Consider the following 20412-nt stretch of genomic DNA (forward strand, 5'->3'; position numbering starts at 1 on the left):
TAAATAAAAAGAACAGGAATATTCCTGTTCTTTTTATTTATAACAATATAGCTTATTTTATATATACACTGATAAATATCCTATATCATTCTAATACTCTAATTTCATCACCAGCTTTTATATATCCACCCTGAATTACTTTAGTGAATATTCCCTCTCTGGGCATAACGCAATCCCCAACCAAGGTCCTTATTTCACAGCCTCCATGACACTCCTTGCCAATTTGAGTTACCTCCATAATGGTTTCACCTATAGACATTTTAGTTCCTACAGGAAGCTTGTATAGTTCTAATCCCTCAGTGGTTAGGTTTTCTGCAAATTTTCCTGTGCACAATCCCTTTATACCTAAGGCGGTCATTTTATCAATGCTTTCCTTTCCTAAAAGACTCACCTGTCTATGCCATTTTCCTGCGTGAGCATCTCCTATCAGTCCATGGTCAGCCTGAAAATATCCTTTTTCTATAGGCTTTTTTACAACGCCTTTTTTTTCACTAATATTTACCGCCAATACCTTAGCCATACTATACCTCTCTTTCAAAATCTCCGGATTTTCCACCGGTTTTTTTAAGGAGCATAATCTCAGAAATAATCATGCCTTTATCCATTGCCTTACACATGTCATAAATAGTAAGGGCTGCAGCGGAAACTGCTGCTAGAGCTTCCATTTCCACACCGGTTTTTCCGGAGGTCTTAACTATTGAATTAATCTCAATACAGCTGTTTATCCTGTCTATTTTAAAGCTTATATCGCAGTGAGATATAAATATAGGATGACACATAGGGATTAATGAGGAAGTATTCTTTGCTCCCATTATTCCCGCTACCTGAGCTACAGAAAGCACATCCCCCTTTTTGATTCCTCCCTCTGATATCCTATTAATGGTTTCTTTTTTCATGGATATCCTTCCAAAGGCTCTTGCTTCCCTTTCTGTTTCCTCCTTATATCCTACATCCACCATTCTTGCTCTTCCTTCATTATTTATATGTGAAAGCACCATTTTATCCTCCTATCTGATACATCTGCCTTTTACTTTTGCTTATTCCATCACTATTCAGCAAGTGTTCTAAGGGTTTATTAATCACTGCAGCTCTTATAACCCTTATCAGCTGCTCCTCATCATACATAAATTCCTTAATGCTAATTTCCTCCTGAGAATGAAGGCATGGTTTTATAGTCCCTATAGATGTAAGTCTCATTCTGTTGCAGGTTTCACAAAATTTACAGCTGAGAGGACTTATAAATCCTACAGCTCCCCGTCCGCCATTAATCTTATACATATCTGCAATTTTATTATTGTGATCTATAGGCTTCAATTCAGGAAATTCTTCTAATATATCCTGAGATTTAATATATCCCCTTTTAAAATATTCCTTCCCCTCTCCAATAGGCATCAGCTCAATGAATCTTATTTCTATAGGAAATTCCTTGGTAAGATATATGAAGTCCTTTATTTCATCATCATTAATACCTTTTACCAGCACCACATTGAGTTTTAAGGGTGCTAGTCCTATTTTTAAAGCTTTTTCTATAGCTTTAAAAACCTTATTTATCTCTCCTCCTCTGGTGATTTCTTTGTATCTATCAGGCTTCAGTGTATCAAGGCTTATATTCACTCTGTTAAGTCCTGCATTTTTAAGGTCATCTGCCAATTCATAGAGGAGAAGTCCATTTGTGGTTATTGATATATCCTTTATTGAGGAAATCTTACGGGTTTCAAATATAAGCTCTTCTATACCCTTTAAAATAAGAGGTTCTCCTCCAGTATACCTTACCTTTTTTATTCCCAAGTAAGAAAAGGCCTTAACAATCTTAATAACTTCATTAAATCTTAATACATCTTCATGCCTTAAAAGATTTACCCCTTCCTTAGGCATGCAGTAAATACACCTTAAATTGCATCTATCTGTAAGGGAAACCCTTAAATAATCTATGTTTCTTCCATACTTATCCTTCATAGGCTCCTCCTAAACAGAAATAATCTCACCAATCCTGGAATAATCATAACCTCCAAGACTTTTTATCTTTTCTATAAACTCGTCACTGGTTATAACTTCAATAAAATTTTTAATTCCCTCAGTGCCAATATATTTTCTTGGAACCGCTATATCATATTCCTCTTGGCCTAAAGGAATAAAGTCAAGTCCCATCATAGCTGCTGCAGAGTAAATTCCAAGTCCTGCATCTGAATCTCCTGATGCTATAGAATCCGCAACGGAAAGATGAGTAAATTCCTCTCTGTCATAGCCCAGTATATCCTCAGGATTTATATTAAGATCTTTCAGCATAAAATCTAAAAACAGCCTTGTACCTGCTCCTCTCTGTCGGTTAACAAATTTCACCTTTTTCTCAGAGATATCCTTAAGCTCCTTAATATTTAAAGGATTCCCTTTCTTTACCATTATCCCCTGTATTCTGCTTACTACCTTTATTAGATTTATATCTTTATCAGAAAGATATTTTTTTATATAGCTTATGTTATATTCACCAGTTTCTTCATCTAGAAGATGAATAGGAGCCATATGAGCCTCACCCTTTTTGATAGCCATTATTCCTCCCATGCTTCCTACATGAGAAGAAGATAGAAATAAGCTCCTGTCCTTTTCATTCATCATGGTGCTTATTATGTCTAATATGGGATCATGACTTCCAATAGAAACAACAGTATTTTTTATATCCCTTTCATCCTTCAAAAGCTTAATCTTTACCTTGCTCCCTCCTTCAATTCCCTCACAGTTTTGAGGTATTTCCAATATTCCGTCACATTCCACAAGAGACATAGTAGCTCCAGCACCTCTACTCACAGGTGTTGCTATATATCTGCCATCAATAAAACCAAGCTTAATCCTTATAAACTCTAAATATTTCAGTGATGACATAATTCTTCTGGTGGTTATAGCCTGTATCTCTGGATAAGCCTTGTACCTTAGTCCTTGATACATAAAAAGAAGTCTTTTTATTATAAACTCCATGATGATATAAGCAGACACAGGATAGCCAGGGATTCCTATTACAGGCTTTCCCGTTATCTCTCCCAGTATTACAGGTTTCCCCGGCTTAATGGATACTCCATGGATATGAACCTTTCCAAGATCTTCAATAATCCTTGAAGTATAGTCCTCCCTTCCTGCTGAGGAGCCTGCATTAATTATCACCACATCGCATTCTTCCACTGTTCTTAATACCCTATCTCTTATATCTTCATATATATCCTTTTGAATAGGATATCTCCGAGCTTTTCCTCCCCACTCCTCCACCTCAGCAGAAAACACCCTTGAGTTAAATTCAATTATATCTCCTGTTTTTAGAGGTTCACCGGGTTCCACAAGCTCTGTTCCCGTAGGTATTATGCCTACTATAGGAGCTTTCCATACCTTTATCCGGTTTACTCCTCCTGCCATTAATCCTCCTATATCCACAGGTCTTATTTTATGATTAGAGGAAACTATAAGCTGTTCCTTTACTATATCCTCACCTATTGGACGTATATTCTCATAGGAAGCTGAACTTTTATATATTTTAACCTTATTGCTGCCTGACTTTACTAGGTCTTCTGACATTATTACCGCATCATATTCCGAGGGTATAGGATCACCGGTATCTACAGTTATAAAATCTTTTCCTTCCTCTAAAGTTACAGGATTTTTCTCTGATGCTCCATGAGTTTTAAGACTTAAAACCGCTATACCATCCATGGCTGAGGAGTTATAGTGAGGAGAGGACAGCTTAGCATACACAGCCTCAGAAGTGACCCTTCCACAAGCCTCCCAGGTTTTGATTTCTTCAGCCTCTAAAGGTATATCCTTCAATTCTTTAAAATAAATATCTAAAGCTTCTTGAAGCTCATGATTCGATAAATATACTTTCTTATCCATTGTTCCTTCACCTTTGTTCTTATTTATAATTTATATACAAGAACCCTTTCCCCTTTGTTTATTCCTTCAATATTTTTCTCAATTCTTATATATCCAAAGGCCCTTGAAAAGGCTGACATTATGGCAGATTTTGATATTATAGGTACAGCAATAAGTTCTCCCAGGCTATTCTCCACCTTAACAGGAAGAAACTCCTCCCGTCCCTTTGCCTTATGATAGTTCACAGAAAAGGTGCAGTTAAGGGGATATTCCATAGAATGGCTTGTATACTTTATATTGAAATACTCCTTAACAAAAGTATTAAATATCACCGCGCAAGCTAATGGGTGTCCAGGTAAACCAAAAATTACTTTTTCCTTAATCTTTGCAATTAAAGTTGGTTTTCCAGGCTTTATTGCAATGCCTCTAACCAAAAGCTTAGAGCCTTTCATATTATTTATAGTCTCTAAGGTTTCATCCTTTTTACCCACAGAGCTTCCCCCTGATATAAGCACCACATCACATTCCTTAGCAGCTTTATCTATAACATCGGTTAACTCCTTTATGTCATCATTGTATATTCCATATACACAGGGAACCCCTCCATTTTGCTCTACCAAAGAGCTTAAAAGACTGCTGTTTATGTCCCTTACCTGCCCAGGCTTAGGCTTTATATCAGGCATTACCACCTCATCTCCCGTTGAAATAATACCGCATTTCAATTTTTTATAGACAGGAATCTCTTTTTTACCAAGGCTTGAAAGCACAGCTATCTCATAAGCTCTTAAAACTGTGCCCTTTGATATAATAGTTTCTCCTATTTCTATATCATCATCCTCATCAATAAGATTTTCTCCGGGACATGCCGGTTTATTAATGAGTATAGTATCATCATCAAAGCTTTCAGTATACTCAATCATAACTATACTGTCTGCTCCCTCCGGCACCATACCACCTGTAGGAACATATATACAATCTCCGGGAACCTTGATTGAAGCCTTTGGTGTCTCTCCCATCTTCACTTCACCTTTTAAATTAAAAAGTGAAGGCATTGCCTCACTGGCTCCTGCTGAAGCCTTGGAATTAATACCATAACCATCTACAGAAGATCGTCTGAATCCAGGTATATTTTCCTCAGAGATTAAATCTTCACAGACAATCCTTCCTAAAGCCCTAGAAAGCTCTACTTTTTCACTTACGGTACCTTCTGAAAAATTGCTCCTTATAGTTTCTAAAACTTCCTTTATATCCATAACTTTAAGTAGATTCACTGCCTATACCCCCTATAATCCTTATAATTATCTTGCACATTCAAAAGCATTTCCGGTAAGTATATCAATCCCATGAGGAAGTGTATCTATTATAAAGCCTAAATTTTCAATTGCCCCTTTGGGACTCCCGGGAAGATTTACTATTAGGCTTTCCCCTCTAATACCGGCAATTCCTCTGGACAGCATAGCCTTAGAGGTGAATTCACTGGATTTAGCTCTCATTATCTCTCCAATTCCCGGAACATATTTCTCTATAACTTCTTTTGTCGCTTCAGGAGTAACATCCCTTTTAGAAAAGCCCGTTCCTCCATTTGTAAGTATGAGATTGATTTTCAACACATCACATATATATTTAAGCTCTTCTTCTATTTCATCTATTTCATCAGCAATTATTTTACAATATTCAACCTTATAACACTTTTCCTCCAAAGCATTTATAATTGCCGGTCCTGTTTCGTCAGCTCTTAATCCCATAGACCCTTTATCACTAATTGTTAAAACTGCAGCTTTAATCATAAACATACTCCTTACTCACTTGAATTTATAAATTAAAAACCTTCTTTAAGTAGTCACTTTCCGGATTGTTGAGAACCTTTTTTCCTAACCCCATCTCTAAAATTCTACCTTTGTCCATAAAAATAACTTCATCTGAAATTCTTTTTGCCTGTAATATATCATGAGTAACTACTACCACCGTTTTCTTTCCTTGAGCCATATACCTTATAAGTTCTTCTGCCTGAAAGGTGCTTTCTATGTCCATACTTGCAGTAGGTTCATCTAAGAAGGTAAGTTCAGTTTCCAGGACAGCAGTTCTAAGAAGAGCAACCTTAGCCCCTTCTCCTCCGGAAAGGGTTTTAGCGTTTTTATTTAAAAAACTCTGAAGGTTAAAATATCTTAAATATTTATCAGTTCTTTCTTTGATTAATTCCTTTGATGCTTTTCTGTACTCAAGACCACAAATTATGTTTTCAAACACTGTTCTATTAAAAAGATTATTTCCTTGAAGAGATGCAGATATCGACTTTCTCACAGGATGTATATCTTCCTGGCCGTTGTAGAATATTTTCCCGTAATCGAAGGGTATGAGGCCTGAAATGCATTGTATTAAAGTGGATTTTCCACTTCCATTAAGTCCTAAAATTCCATATATCTTACCTTCCTCTATAGTAAGATTATCAATGTTAAGGACGGTTTTTTCATTATATTTTTTTATTAAGCTGTCTATAGTTACCCTCATAGTTCATTATCCTCCTTAATTTTATTAAGAAGATAATTTATCAAAAAGGAAATGGATAGAAGTACAATTCCGATAATTATAGCGTCACCAAATTTCCCCTTACCGGTTTCCAAGGCTATATAGGTTGTCATAACCCTGGTATAACCTTTTATATTTCCCCCTACCATCATAACAGCTCCTACCTCTGAAATTGCTCTTCCAAAGGCCAAAGCTATCAGACTCAGGATATAGCCTTTTCCTTCCTTTATTATTGTTATATAAATATCTTTATTTTCCGCACCAAGAGCTAAGCATATTTTTCTGATTTCTGCTGCACTTTTAGAAAAGTAGCTCACGGTGAGACCAAAAACTATAGGAAATATAAGAAGGCTCTGAGCAATTATCATTGCTGTAGGAGTAAATAAAAGCCTCAGCTCTCCTAAAGGACCGCTTCTTGACAGAAGCAAATAAACAAGTAACCCCATCAATACTGGAGGCATGCTCATTAATGTGTCTGAAACTCTAATTATATGTCTTTTAAGTGTGAAATTTTTTAAAGCAACAGGTACTCCTAAAGATATACCTGCTGCTGAAGCTATTAATGCAGAACTCATTGATACCTTTAAAGACATGAGTATTACAGGTCCTATGTTCTCTAGCAACTTATTAATTCTTATTAAACACTCCATTTAATACCACCTGTTATTTTGCGTTAGGTATAAATAAGGATTCACCGTACTTCTCCTTACCAAAATCCCGTATAAGCTTTTGAACTTTATCTGAAATAATCCAGTCTACAAATTGCTGTGCTTCTTTATCATTTATTTTATGTTTTTCAGGATTTACCTTAATAACACCATATTGGTTGTATAGCTTATCATTTTTTTCACAGACTATTTCAAGAGAAAGCTTGTCCTTCATTGAAAGGTATGTGGCTCTGTCAGTTAAAGTATAAGCGCCTTTTTCATCAGCCATTTGGAGAACTGCCCCCATGCCCTTTCCTGCTGAAATGTACCATTCTCCAGAGGGCTTAATTTCTGAGGTTTTCCATAGGTTCTTTTCTTTCGTATGAGTTCCTGATTCATCTCCTCTAGATATAAAAGCTGCTTTGGACTCTGAAATAAGTTTAAAGGCAAGTTCAGGATTATTTTTTGCTTTTTCCTTGATCTTAGCTTCATCTGACTTTGGACCTACAAGGATAAAGTCGTTATACATAACATCAAAACGCTTTACTCCATGTCCTTCCTTTACAAACTCAACTTCCTTCTCCTTAGCATGTACTAATATACAATCAGCATCCCCTCTTTTTGCTATCTCCATTGCTTCACCGGTACCCTTAGATACTACCTTAACGGTAATTTTAGTATCCTTTTTAAACTCCGGAAGAAGATAATCCAAAAGTCCCGAATCCTCAGTGCTTGTAGTGGTGGCTAAGATAATGTCCCTTACTTCCTCGGCAGGAGCTCCCTTGCAGCCTCCAATCAAGGCGCTTAAAGCTACTGCTATTATTAATATTGATTTTTTTAACATAAAAAACTCCTTTCATATTTAAACATGAAAGGAGAAAGCCATAAGCTTATCTCCTTTCCAAAAGGGAGGCACGTCAATTTCTAGACGGACCCATCGTCTTGATCTTCATAGCCTAAGCCTTAGAACATCAAGATCGGAGAGCTGTATTACCACGGTTTTTTTTCTTTTCAATTATTTTTGAAAGCACGACTCCAAACTCAAATAAGAGTAGCATTGGCCCTGCTATAAGCACCTGTGATATTATATCCGGAGGTGTTATTATAGCGGCAATTATGAAGACTATTAATATGATGTACTTTCTGTTTTTCTTCAAAAATCTAACCTTCAAAATGCCAAACTGTGTTAAAAGTATCATGAGAATGGGAAGTTCAAAAACTATACCAAAACATAATATAAGCGTTGTTATAAAACCTATATAGCTTTGGAAGGATATCATGGGTTTAACTTCATCGATGTTCATATTTGAAAAAAATTCTAAGGTAAAAGGAATCACAACCTTATAAGCAAAGGTTACTCCTATTAAAAACAGTAAACTTCCTCCCATTAAAGACAAAAATATATATCTTTTTTCCTCCTTCTTTAATGCCGGCTTTATAAAAATCCAAATTTCTAAGAATATAATAGGAGCTGCTAAAGTGGTTCCGGCAATAAGGGAAAGCTTTATATAACTAAGAAACAGCTCCGATGGTGTTAAATAAATAAACTCATATTTTCCTGCAGGCTTTAAGATTTCCATAACTACAGGCTTTATATACATATAACTCACAGAACTCAATACTATAAGAGCTGCAGCACATATAATAAGTCTTTTTCTGAGTTCAGCCAGATGCCCTACTAAAGTATTCTTATCTTTTTTTACCTTTTTCAATTTTCTCTCTGCATTACTTCTTATCATCTTTATCAGACTCTGAATCAATATCTTTGGTTAATTTATTTGAATAGGATTTAAATTCATTTATCGCTTTCCCTAAGGATTTTCCTATTTCAGGAAGCTTAGAAGGTCCAAAAATCACCAAGGCAATACATAATATTAATATTAATTCTGATGCGCCTATTCTGCCGAACACTTAAATCACTCCTTTTTTATAATCAAAGTTCAACTCTTTCAATTCCGTTATATACTGCTGGTCTGCTTGATGCTATTCTCCCAATAAGGGTTATGTTAAATCTTTTTGCTATATCTAAAGCAAGGGATGTTGGAATGCTTCTGGTAGCAATTATGGGAATTCCAATATTTACAGCCTTGAGAATCATATCTGCAGATATTCTCCCTGTACTTATGAGAGCCGTATCATTAAAATCAACCCCTAAAAGCACAGACTTCCCTGCTGACTTATCCACTGCATTATGCCTTCCAACATCTTCCCTTAAAGCTAATATCTTTTTCCCATCAACAATGCAGGAACAATGTACTCCTCCATGACTTTTATACATTTCAGCCTCTGAAAACATCTCCTTTGCTAATCCCTTTAAATCCTCCATATTAACAGAAAAGGGAGAATTATTTATTTCTTTGTTATAAAAGTCTTCAGTAAACTGCACTCCACTGCCGCAGCTGCTGGCTAAGACGGTATTTAACCGAAAGTCCTCCTTTAAGACATTCTTGCCAAGGGTTATGAATATTTTTTTCATATCGTCACAGGCTCCAAGAGTATATATTTCTTCAAGACTGCTAACTATTCCACTGGTAAATAAGTATCCTACAGCCAGTTCCTTTAAACTCTTAGGAGTGCACATAAATGTCAGCAGTTTAGTATTGTTAACTATTAACTCCACCGGTGCCTCTTCACAGAACTTTAAAAGCTGTTCCTCTTTTTCTTTAAGGATTCTCATATTGAATAACCTCAATCCACTCAGTCAGTGCCTTTGCATGGTCTTCTGTAAGGTGTTTATCAGAATATAGGTACAATGCTCCGTTAGTTGCTTTTGATTCTTTGATGTCACTGAACTGTGCATCTTCCTGTATATTTTTAACAAAGGTCTTTATCATTTCATCGCTAAAAGAAAAGGGTCTTTCGTAAAACAAACTAACTGCAGTGGGTCTTGGATATATCTCTGATTCTCTTCTTATAGTTTCTGCCATAAGCTTTATCAGGTCATTTTCCTCTACTCTATAAACCATCTTCGCATAAGATTCAGTCATTTTTTCCCTTGAATAATAGTACTTTTCCTCTTTGCCTTTAAGCAGAGCAATATCTTCATAATCGGGAAGAGAATCAATTGCTTCTATAAACCCTTCAATTTCTCTATCATTAAGACTTATAGGCTCCTGATAAAGAGAAGTATATTTAACAAATCTGCCCTTAGCGGAGCTTTCTCTGATATGCTCCACTGTCTCCTTAAGCCTTTCTTCATTGATAACGTCTAAATCTTTATTAATTGACACTTTTAAAGACATCTCCTCCCTGGAAAACTGGTTAAGCAGCTAAAAGCAATACTATATCTCTGCTTAACCTTATCCCCATTAATTGCTATGGCAGCAGGCTTAACCTTTCTAATTCATCAGCTACATCCTTCATACCCAATTTTTCTAAGGTTACCCTTGTAGGTGCACCGGTATTTTCATCCCAGCCCATCTCTTTATAAAACATAGTAAAGGCTTTCTTCATATCTTCTCTGTCCATTTTTATAGTTCCAGGAGTAAAGGGTTGCTTATCCGGGTCAGAATCAAATACCCATTTACATATTAAGTCATGTTTTCCTCTCATGTCCGTAGTTCCCATCTGCTTTACCGTTAAAGCTCTGTGAAGGGTAAAAATCCTTTCACCTGCCAAGTCCAATTCCTGCTCTGTGAGATTTTCTCCTGTTATCATGTTGTAAAACTTTGATTCCAGGGTTGTATCTCCACGATAATTCCTATCCTTTACAGGGGAAGTAGCCATTGGCCACATCCAATTGCATAAGGTTAAAGCGTCATATAAACAATTTCTGATGATGCTCCACTTTGCAAATTTAGCCTTATACTCATTCATAGGGGTATAATTGGCAGGAGGATCTATAGCATCCCCTGAACCCCAGATTTCTTTGGCTATATCCTTAAGAATATTGATAGGCAGTCCCGAACCTATAAAATTCATATGAGAATGAGATTGAGCATCCCTGTTGAACATAGACGAAATAATTGCACCAACCTGAGCACCAGCTTCATTGCTGTGATGCTTTGGAAATCCTAATGGAGACCATATTCCATAGGCATAGTCATCCCAAAAATCCTGTCCAAAATTCCAACGCTGTGCTATCCAATAGGTACCGTCAGCAATATGGCTGAATTCACCTATTTTAAATGCCACACGCTTATAAAATTCCTTTAAGAAGGAAGGATCCTTGTTTTCCAGCTTATCCCAAGGAATACTGTCATATTCCTCTTTAGGTAATACCTTTTTTAATATTCCTTTTTCATAAGCATATTTTAAGTCCTTACCTATCATTCCATAATTGCACCATACTCCGTAATCATCTGCCAGCTGAGCACCAAGAGCCTTGCCTATCATATTGCCGTCGCCTTTCTCAAATTGGTCAGCAATCCCCTTAATCATAACTCCCCCGGGAGAGTGAAAGCCCATACAGGTATTAGCAACATGGCTGGATACGCCATAATTCTCTAACTGAGGAATATTAAGCTGTATATGGCATCTAACAGGACAGGACTGGCAGCCACCCATCCTCACGGTATATTTTTCTGCCACAGCACCTAAGTCAAAAACAGATTTCATAGTCCTAAGACCGATTTTATTTATCTCTTTAGCCTTGCATTCACCGGTTTCAATTTTATTCTCTGAAGCTCCCCAGGTCAGTCCTTCCCTTGCTGTCCATCTGCTTCCCTTATCGCTGAATTCAGCCCAGGGTTGTGGAGTACTTGGCACCACATGCTGATTATTTGCTCCGATTATATCCTTAAGCATATATTGATTAAGGTCATACCAATCATGTCCATTTCCAGCCATCTTAACTGATCCGGTACCTCTTACCGCTATAGCTTTAAGCTTTTTTGACCCCATAATCCCGCCATGACCTCCAGCAGAATGGGAGCCGCTGTTCATGATAACCGATAAATTAACCATGTTTTCTCCAGCCTGACCTATAGCAGCAACTACGAATTCCTTCCCTACTCTTCCAGCTATTTCCGCAGTTGCTCTTTTAATTCCTTCTCCCCATATAAAAGAAGCGTCTTCTATAGAAACCATATCATTTTCTATCTTTAAATAAACAGGCTTTTTAGAAGCTCCTTCAATAACTATTGCATCATAGCCTGCATACTTCATCATAGGCGCAAAGTTACCGCCCATATGGCTGTCTGAAACCGCATAATATGGATTACTGGGAAGGAGAGATGTTATATTAGTCCTGGAGCTGCAGGGAACCCCTGAACCTGTCAATGGACCTGCAGCAAAAACCAATTTGTTGGCTTCATCATAAGGCTTTGTCCCTGCAGGCACCTCGTCAAAGATTACCTTATAACCTATTCCCATTCCTCCTATAAAATCCTTATACTTAACAGTATCTTCTTTTGTTATATTTCCTGAAGTAAGATTTACTCTTAAAATCTTACCAGCCCATCCGTAATTGTCCGCCATGGTTTACCCCCTAATCATTATTTTTCCTTCCTTTTTACTAGTTATCCTAATATATAACCCTTTCTCTCCATTGCAACTCTAACATCCTCCCATGGGATAAGCCTTAATGCACCTGTTGGACATCCTGAAGCACAAACTCCGCAGAGCTTGCATTTAGAAGACTTATTTGTTTCTGGATCCACTGTAGGCAGATGCCAGGGACAGGCTTTGGTACATGCTCCGCAGCCTACACACTTACTTTTATCAACTACTCTTGCGCCCTTATTTTTCTTATCAAAAAATATTGCTTTCTCAGAGCATGCATTTGCACAGAAGGGTTCTCTGCACTGCTTACAGGTTTCCACCGACATAAGAAGATTTCCAAACTGTCCATCCTCTTTTTCATAGGATATTTTCGGTCCATTTAATCCATAATTGTAGTTTCTACTAACCTTAACCTTAGAAATATAAGGTTGCACCTTATTTTCATGAATTGCAGAGCAGGTTAATTCGCATCTTTGGCAGCCTGTACACCTTGATCTATCTGCAATTAACAGTCCTTTTGCTAAAGGGAACCCCGCTGCATCCTCTGCATTGCCGCAGCCAAAGAGGCTCAGTATAGAAAAAGATAATATTGCTCCTCCTACTCCTTTTCCTGTCAGCTTTAAAAATTCACGTCTTGTAGTTTCTCTTTCAAGTATTGAGTTTTTTGGATCCTCTGACATAAGCGCTCCTCCTAATAAATTTTATAACCATTACAATTGTCATCTTTATAAATGATTGTTAATTAACAATCATTTATATACAAAAATCGTCACTATAAACTTAAATTTAAATATAATATTTTAAAAACATTTGTATATATTATATGTTCATAGGGAAAAAATAAGAATTTTCGGTTGTTTAAACCTTTTCAGAGCAATAAAAAGAGAGTTTCACCAAAAATATTCTCTTGGAATTTTAGCACAATTAAGTATATTATTTAACGATTTGTTTCATATTAACATATTTTTAAAACTATTAAAATATATTCTACATTTTATGTCATCCTTTTTTGTATAATTACTATTTTAATAAAAAATGTTTTTTTATATTATCAATATTTTAACTTATTGTTAACAACGCACACTTTTTACAATAAAATTAATTTCATATTAAATAATTTCTATAAATATTCTTAAAAATACTGTTAAATAATATTATTCTCTGATTCAAGTTAATATTCTAATGAATCCATAAGACTTTAAACAATAGATATTATCTTAAGATTCATAAAAATAAAAAAGTATAAGACATCTTAAAAGATACCTTATACTTAATCAATCTATATTAATCCTACTTATTCTATAAAATCCAATCAAAAAATATGTATATTAAACCTTTACTTTTCTAGTGCTACTCTGAATTATAAAAACAACTTTAAATAATTATATAATTATATTTATTACAAAAGCTTAGATAATAATTCATAAATTAACATTATTACTCCAATAAGTGCAAATAACACTCCGCCTATCCTCATAGATGCAACATAAAAATCCGATGGCTCTCCATCTTTAGTAGTAAGAAAATGTTCTATTTTCCATAATAATTCCGGTTTAAACAGCATTGCTAGTCCAAGTATTATAAGTGTAGTAGTGTAAAGAAATATCTCATATAATTTCATAGTAGTTCACCTGCTTCTTATTAAAAAACATAATATTTTGTATATATAAAATTATATCACATTTTTATATAATTTTATATTTACTTGTATATAAATAAAAGCAGATGGTGTAATGCCCATTAAAAATATCATCGAATATATTATTAAGTTTAAAACTCTAAATCTACATACAACGCACTATGGTCTGAATCCTCTGTATAAATCATATCGATTTTATTAATTTTAAAGTCATTAGAAAGTATGATGTTATCTAACGTTCTCAGTCCATCAGCGGTTTTATTGTATGTACTGTACCATACATTATTATAACCATTTACTATTTTATAATCCGAAAAAATGTTATATTCACTATTACTCTTAACATTCCAATCTCCAAATACTATAAACGATTGTCCTTTTAATGAATCCAATTTATCTCTAATAAAACTCATCTGTTTTTGCCTATAACTATCATAATTCCATTCCAGATGCGTAACAAACACAAATATCCTTTTGCCACGTATAAACACCTCTGATTGAGTTAATATTCTAGGTTCAGAAGCTTCGTGGTTAGGTAATGTGTATTGATTATGACGTACCGCTTCATATTTTGATAACAAACCCAATCCATAATCCGCAGTATCTTCTACTGTAGTTGAATTATAAAATCTTTTAAATGGGAAGGTATCTTGTGCTAATGTTGTTATTTGATCTTTTGTAGTCCCATAAGCAGGAGAATTCTGTCTAACCTCTTGAAGCCCAACTATATCGAATCCCCCCTCAATTAAATAATCCCTACTTCTTCCTGATAAATCCATTGGCTTACCAAATAAATTATAACCTGAACAAATATTAAAAGTAGCAACTCTTAACTGTGTTCTGGATATATGATTATTTCCTATATCCTTATTGCTGCCTGAAGTTCCTACCTTACCGCCAGTAATAATATCACAGCTGAGATTTATTAATGAAAAAACATATTTGTGCTGATATGCGATTATTCCTAAAATGATTACAATTAATAACACACTTATATTTCTTTTGATTAACATATTTACCCCACATAAAATGATTGTATACATATTTACCATATATTCACTCAATATAATATATATGTATAAAACCAGTATAATAAACACACTTAAAAATCCTTTTATTGGAAACAAATTGTTATAATATAAACTGATGAATCAAAGTTATTAAAAAAGTCCAAAATATAAAACATCTTTATCTTCAGCTACAGTAAATAAATTTGTAGAATACAAATATGGAAATGCAAAAAAGAATGGCTGCCACATCACTTTAAAGTGAACCTTTAGCTAACCATCCTATCTGTTTTTTATTTTGATTTTATAAAAGAATGAGGATAATTTTTTGATTTAACATTTAATTTATCCAAATAAATCTTATCTTTTAAACCACCCTCCAAAGAATAAATGTTTAAGCAATATTTATTCCTTTCCTTATCATAATACAGAAAATATATCTCCGAATCAGTATTGCTGTAAAAGCTTAAAATATTTGTATCTACATTAAATCTATAATCCTTTATAGAAAATTCTTTTATAAATTTATTAGATTTTATATCAAAGCTATATACCTCTCCACCAAGCATAGGATAATATATTTTCCCTTGATTATAAAATATAGAACTAGGTGATATGGGATAAAATTTATCATTATCCTCTTCTGAATCAAATTTAATTAAGTCTGATACTGATTTTAATTCCAATGTATCTGAAGAGATTTTTAACATACTGATACCATGATGTTCTTTAACACAGAAATTATATATATATCCGCCTTCAACTATAATTTTATTGTTACTGTTTATTATTGTATCAAGAATAATATCATTTTTCTTAATGCTGATATCTTCCTGCCCATTTATAGAAATTTTCTGAATCTGCTTGTAATACTTGTTTTTCATATCAGATGTATTTAAATAGATATTTCCTCCATCATCACCATAACTATTTACAAAGCCTTCTATCTGATGTAATGTCTGCTTTTCTTCGTTACCTATAATTATATTAGAAGAATAATAGTCATCTTTAAAGGCTTCGTTTAATAGAAAATAGAACAAATCTTTATTTTCAAGTATATCTGCCATATTATAACCTACGGTATTTTTATCTGATACAACGTTATCCATATTATTTTTAGAATTTAGACAAACTATTCCTTTATTGCTTTGATATAGTACTTTATCCTTATAATTTATAAGTTGCGAAAATGGATATGCTTTTTCTTCATAAATCTCAACGTTCCCTAATTTATCAATTTTTATAATTTGGGCATCAGTATTTCCGTATGAAATAGATGTATAGGATGGTGCGAAATACGCAATCCAATATTCATCTTCTGTTTTACCACTTCCTAATTTATTACCTTTAATAATTATAGATAGTATTATAACTATAATTATTACTGAAGCCACTGCAAAGATGCTAATAGTTATTTTTTTATTCATATGCACCTCTAATAGTTTAATAGGATTTATATATACTAGACTTGCTATGATTTAAAATATCTTTAGGGTATACACCTAAACCTCCATTTTGATCCAAATCTAAGTTTGCCTCAACCATATATGCTGACCATACTAATTTTGAACAATTTTTATCCCCATAATATGATGTTAGTCTATTTGTTGCAAAATTATAAGAATACTTTTCTCCTCTTCTTCCATAAGCCCAATTAGAAGCCCTATTCTGGATATCTTTAGATACTCCTGAGAAAGTAAATATATATGAGCCTCCTTCTACTTTCTTATTTATTCTGTTCAAACTTCTAACTCCATTAGTAGGATTTCCATCAGTAGCAGGCATTGATTCAACGATTATATCAGACGTCCAATATATTCCTACATGTCCATGTTGTACTGAAAATGTGCTTGCAGGCTCATAAAATACATCACCACTATATTTCGCTGCCCCTAGTGTATAAGTTGCTCCATCACCTTTTCCTCGAGTTGAAATTGATTTATTGTTCAGTCTTTCTTTTTCAGTAAGGTTTTTTTGAACTTTTAATTCATTTAAAATTTGACTTGTAATCTCAACCTCTGATTTTCCAAGTGAATTAGAGGCTTCTTTAATAGCTTTGTCAATCTCCTCAATTGACATTCCCGGTGTTAATTTCAATATATCCTGCTTAGCATTAGTTCCGGCTTTTGCTGAAAAACCACTGAATAAAAGAGATGTTAGCAAAATAGTTGTTATTAGTATTTTTTTCATACAACCCCCTATAAAAGAAATATTATTATCATTATCTATAATTCCATATATTCCATTTGAAACTTAATTATTCCCTATTTTCTTGCAATTAAATATTTATTTACAACTAATCTTTACCGATAAAATTATCATTACTTTTTCTCTTAAATATCCATAATAATAGCTTCTGCTCCTCCTATTTAAGCACTTCAAATGATTCTTTTGAGGGTATCTTACATAAAAAATTTACTGCTCGCACCCTTCAGGTATAATAAAAGCACCTACTCCATATTTAAGTAAGTACTTATCACATTGAATATAATCCAATATCTTGCCAGATATTCTTTAACAATTTTCCACTAATACTATGTTTATTAACTAGTTCTAACTCATTACTGTAAAAATCCCCCTCCCATCAGAGCATACACTAACAAGTTTAGATGGTTTCACTTTACACAATTAAAAAAGCGCGCTTATAATCTACGCACTTTTTCTAAATTACATTAAATTAGATTGTAACATTATAGAACTTGTGTCTTTTTTAACTTCTGTTATTTTGGGTACAGTTAACATATTTATAATGAATTCTTTACTTTCTAAAATAGAATCCCCAGTAAGAGTTAGAGTTGCTATATTGTTCTCCCATGAGATATGATAATTGCCATCACTTAAATGTGCTCCATCATAAAAAATATTAGTATCGTTTAAGTGTTCTTTTATTAAAGAGCTCTTTTCTTTATAATAAATTGATATCTTAAATGTTCCTTTTAAAAAAGGAGGCTTATATTTAATTATTATTTGATAGGTAGAATCTGGAGAATTTAATTTAGCTAATGTTTTGTTACTATTAAAAATAGTCACGATTATTATAAATATTAGCAAAGTACTAGAAATGATTATAGTACGCTTCTTCATTGTTATATATCCTCCTAATTCATCTTTTATTTATTGAAAGTATACCCTTCTGAAGCAGCTTTATTAAATATAAAATCCACAAAACACCTTCTACTGCATAAAGACGATCTACTTTAGGGGATCCATAACCAGACTCCCCTACAAGCTTAGTTAAGATAATTCTATATATGCTATACCCATCAACGTATGTTTTCTTAATTTATGAAGAATGTGAATTACATTAACTTTATGCTATGTTCGTTTACTCACCTATACAAATTAGAAATTGTTCAGTTACAAGTTATCCTCATAATCCTGACAGAACTCAACCATCATATATACTAAAAAAAGAAGTTATTTTGCCTTTAGTATACTTACCTTCTATTAACCCAAACTCTGGATCATAGTACTTCCCATTATAATACAGCACCCAGTGAGTATAACCTCCATTTGTATGCACAGTGAGAATAGAGTATTCTGATGAAATAGGATTTTTCTTTGAAATTCTTACATTCTTTTCAGCATGTTTTATATTATAGTAATCAAGTATTTCTATTAATTGTCCAATACTTGTTGGACCATCAGTTTTCATATCTTTTATCACTTCTTCTATTGTTTTACCAGTAATCATGGCAATACACGCTTGTCCGCAAGTGGAAAATGTAGGTTGCATAATTAACTCCATTTTTATATCCACCTCACACAATAAATACAATGATTAATCCACGTAACTATTTTCCGTAATTAAACAGATAATGTTTGTTACTCATTTTTTCGATTATTCTATCTCCATTCTCTGTTCATCAGTATTTCTACACCCCTAGAGAATAAAAGCCACCAGCTACTGCTCTTCCTAGTCCACCTTTAGTTATTGTTTCTCCATCTTCTAAAAGCTCATATTTCAATATATCTTCAAAATTATAATTCTTAGGGTTCTTTTTGTTGCCGAAGAATCCATCTGCACGAGCCATTGCTTTTTTTCTTCACCAAATTCAACATCCCCAATTTTTTTGTTGTATTAAAATCCTTAAATAATTCCATATTTTTTTGGTTAGCCTCTATAGGAGACTTTACAGATATAATACTTTTAACCTTTATTGAAATTTTAACATGATTCTCACACTGATTATAACATTCTATGCATAAGTAATCTTCTGAAAACTTGATACTTTCTTACTACTACATATAGAACATTTGTCTCTTTTACGAAGTATTTCATATAATGACTTTAATATACATTCTTAAATTATAATTCCGCACAATGTATATTTTTACTTTATTTGTAAATAAATTCACTTTCTATAACTATTAAAAAAAGAGTTAAAAAGAATGGCAAGTATCTGCCTAATCTCTTTAAGTCTTTTTGCACGGCGCACCCAGAGGGATTCTAACCCCGACCTTCGGAGTTGATTTTTAACATTTATTATGGTTTATTATAATTCAAAATGAATTCCAATACCTTTATACTACTCACTTTAAGTATTTATTTCAGTTTATGTTAAGTAATATAAATTTATCCTATCTAGGGTATAAACTAGGGTATAAATCCAAATTAACCTTTTCAAATAATTTTAAATACTACAAAATTTGATTTTACAATTATTTAATCATAATACTAAATTAAGTTATAAAATGTATTGAGAAATATACTATAACTTAATGATTTAGTTTTCATATAACCATACCTAATATAGCATAAGTTATTCCGATTCAACCTAATAAATAAGTAAAAATATGTGTCAATCCAAAAAGTAAGGATTGAATTATGTTAGTTTTAATATCATCTAAATTGAAGGACTTAATAGCTCCTATAGCAATAAATCTGAAAAGTATCTCTTCATATAGTGAAGGATATAATGTTAAAGATAGTACTTTAAGTAATAAAGAATACGAACTATCATATGAATTTATAATATAAAATCCTAAAAAAAATACCTGTATCCCTTTATATATTAATATCTATATAAAGGTTATTAGTAAAAATTTAATATTCACTCTCATATTTGCATGTATATCAAATATCATAAGTGTACTCTTTCCTTTCAAGTATCCCATAAATTGTGACACGCTTAATTTCGGTGGTATACTTACAAGTATATGTATATGGTTTTTACATGCATTTGCTTCTATTATTTCTACCCCTTTATGATTACATAACTGTCTCAATATTACTGCTATATCCGCTTTAATCTGGCCATATATTATTCGCCTTCTGTATTTTGGTGCAAAGACTATG

At 33.4% G+C, this 20412-nt stretch carries 23 protein-coding genes, 1 pseudogene and 1 riboswitch; all 24 genes and pseudogenes read right to left on the minus strand.

The genetic code is table 11. The features are described 5' to 3' along the window. Positions 1-85: 85 nt before the first annotated feature. Positions 86-520 carry an MOSC domain-containing protein gene (locus tag TA89_RS07960; RefSeq protein WP_040212350.1) on the minus strand — a complete coding sequence of 145 codons (435 nt, stop codon included), beginning with the start codon at positions 518-520 and terminating at the stop codon, positions 86-88. Position 521: 1 nt separating this feature from the next. Then, positions 522-998, minus strand: a complete 477-nt coding sequence (moaC, locus tag TA89_RS07965) for a cyclic pyranopterin monophosphate synthase MoaC (RefSeq protein WP_040212353.1) — start codon at positions 996-998, stop codon at positions 522-524. A 1-nt stretch (position 999) separates the two neighbouring features. Then, on the minus strand, positions 1000-1956 hold the full coding sequence (gene moaA, locus TA89_RS07970; RefSeq protein WP_040212355.1) for a GTP 3',8-cyclase MoaA: 957 nt from the start codon (positions 1954-1956) through the stop codon (positions 1000-1002). A gap of 9 nt (positions 1957-1965) precedes the next feature. Continuing rightward, on the minus strand, positions 1966-3873 hold the full coding sequence (locus tag TA89_RS07975) for a molybdopterin biosynthesis protein (protein WP_040212357.1): 1908 nt from the start codon (positions 3871-3873) through the stop codon (positions 1966-1968). A 23-nt stretch (positions 3874-3896) separates the two neighbouring features. Further along, positions 3897-5123, minus strand: a complete 1227-nt coding sequence (locus TA89_RS07980) for a molybdopterin molybdotransferase MoeA (protein ID WP_040212358.1) — start codon at positions 5121-5123, stop codon at positions 3897-3899. A 27-nt stretch (positions 5124-5150) separates the two neighbouring features. Further along, on the minus strand, positions 5151-5639 hold the full coding sequence (locus TA89_RS07985) for a MogA/MoaB family molybdenum cofactor biosynthesis protein (protein WP_040212360.1): 489 nt from the start codon (positions 5637-5639) through the stop codon (positions 5151-5153). 25 nt (positions 5640-5664) lie between these two features. Beyond that, the gene (locus TA89_RS07990; protein ID WP_040212362.1) at positions 5665-6360 is read right to left on the minus strand and encodes an ABC transporter ATP-binding protein; all 696 of its coding nucleotides are present in this window, start codon (positions 6358-6360) and stop codon (positions 5665-5667) included. Continuing rightward, positions 6357-7028, minus strand: a complete 672-nt coding sequence (locus TA89_RS07995) for an ABC transporter permease (RefSeq protein ID WP_040212364.1) — start codon at positions 7026-7028, stop codon at positions 6357-6359. Before TA89_RS07995 ends, TA89_RS07990 begins: the two co-directional genes overlap by 4 nt. A 13-nt stretch (positions 7029-7041) precedes the next feature. Then, positions 7042-7869: an ABC transporter substrate-binding protein gene (locus TA89_RS08000; RefSeq protein ID WP_040212366.1), complete on the minus strand. Its 828-nt coding sequence runs from the start codon at positions 7867-7869 to the stop codon at positions 7042-7044. A 34-nt stretch (positions 7870-7903) separates the two neighbouring features. Then, a riboswitch (molybdenum cofactor riboswitch) is annotated at positions 7904-8020 on the minus strand. Then, the gene (gene tatC / locus TA89_RS08005) at positions 7997-8737 is read right to left on the minus strand and encodes a twin-arginine translocase subunit TatC (protein WP_207642848.1); all 741 of its coding nucleotides are present in this window, start codon (positions 8735-8737) and stop codon (positions 7997-7999) included. Its footprint overlaps the riboswitch before it by 24 nt. A 13-nt stretch (positions 8738-8750) precedes the next feature. Further along, positions 8751-8936, minus strand: a complete 186-nt coding sequence (locus tag TA89_RS08010) for a twin-arginine translocase TatA/TatE family subunit (protein ID WP_040212370.1) — start codon at positions 8934-8936, stop codon at positions 8751-8753. A 22-nt stretch (positions 8937-8958) separates the two neighbouring features. Continuing rightward, entirely contained in the window at positions 8959-9702 is a 744-nt protein-coding gene (fdhD, locus tag TA89_RS08015; RefSeq protein WP_040212372.1) for a formate dehydrogenase accessory sulfurtransferase FdhD, read from the minus strand. Further along, positions 9689-10255 (minus strand): hypothetical protein, encoded by a 567-nt coding sequence (locus TA89_RS08020; protein WP_147590095.1) that lies wholly within the window; start codon positions 10253-10255, stop codon positions 9689-9691. Before TA89_RS08020 ends, fdhD begins: the two co-directional genes overlap by 14 nt. 85 nt (positions 10256-10340) lie before the next feature. Next, positions 10341-12443, minus strand: a complete 2103-nt coding sequence (locus TA89_RS08025) for an aldehyde ferredoxin oxidoreductase (protein WP_040212375.1) — start codon at positions 12441-12443, stop codon at positions 10341-10343. 41 nt (positions 12444-12484) lie between these two features. Next, the gene (locus TA89_RS08030) at positions 12485-13147 is read right to left on the minus strand and encodes a ferredoxin-like protein (protein WP_040212378.1); all 663 of its coding nucleotides are present in this window, start codon (positions 13145-13147) and stop codon (positions 12485-12487) included. Positions 13148-13866: 719 nt separating this feature from the next. Beyond that, positions 13867-14088, minus strand: coding sequence for a DUF6199 family natural product biosynthesis protein (locus tag TA89_RS08035; protein WP_052447373.1), 222 nt, complete (start codon positions 14086-14088; stop codon positions 13867-13869). A 149-nt stretch (positions 14089-14237) separates the two neighbouring features. Continuing rightward, positions 14238-15119 (minus strand): endonuclease/exonuclease/phosphatase family protein, encoded by an 882-nt coding sequence (locus TA89_RS08040; protein WP_040212379.1) that lies wholly within the window; start codon positions 15117-15119, stop codon positions 14238-14240. A gap of 287 nt (positions 15120-15406) precedes the next feature. Next, on the minus strand, positions 15407-16540 hold the full coding sequence (locus TA89_RS08045) for a hypothetical protein (RefSeq protein ID WP_040212380.1): 1134 nt from the start codon (positions 16538-16540) through the stop codon (positions 15407-15409). Between the two features lie 16 nt (positions 16541-16556). Beyond that, entirely contained in the window at positions 16557-17303 is a 747-nt protein-coding gene (locus TA89_RS08050) for a hypothetical protein (protein WP_040212382.1), read from the minus strand. A 477-nt stretch (positions 17304-17780) separates the two neighbouring features. Continuing rightward, positions 17781-18197, minus strand: coding sequence for a hypothetical protein (locus TA89_RS08055; RefSeq protein WP_040212384.1), 417 nt, complete (start codon positions 18195-18197; stop codon positions 17781-17783). 304 nt (positions 18198-18501) lie between these two features. Then, positions 18502-18849 carry a hypothetical protein gene (locus TA89_RS08060; protein ID WP_242850105.1) on the minus strand — a complete coding sequence of 116 codons (348 nt, stop codon included), beginning with the start codon at positions 18847-18849 and terminating at the stop codon, positions 18502-18504. 139 nt (positions 18850-18988) lie between these two features. Continuing rightward, on the minus strand, positions 18989-19147 hold the full coding sequence (locus tag TA89_RS18230; RefSeq protein WP_156120028.1) for a hypothetical protein: 159 nt from the start codon (positions 19145-19147) through the stop codon (positions 18989-18991). A 739-nt stretch (positions 19148-19886) separates the two neighbouring features. Next, the gene (locus TA89_RS19275; protein ID WP_082023880.1) at positions 19887-20135 is read right to left on the minus strand and encodes a CPBP family glutamic-type intramembrane protease; all 249 of its coding nucleotides are present in this window, start codon (positions 20133-20135) and stop codon (positions 19887-19889) included. A 36-nt stretch (positions 20136-20171) separates the two neighbouring features. Then, positions 20172-20411: pseudogene (gene tnpA / locus TA89_RS08065) on the minus strand (IS200/IS605 family transposase); the annotation flags it as partial. Position 20412 lies beyond the last annotated feature (1 nt).

The organism is Clostridium polynesiense (genome assembly GCF_000820705.1).
In the GTDB taxonomy this organism is placed as follows: Bacteria; Bacillota; Clostridia; order Clostridiales; family Clostridiaceae; genus Clostridium_AA; species Clostridium_AA polynesiense.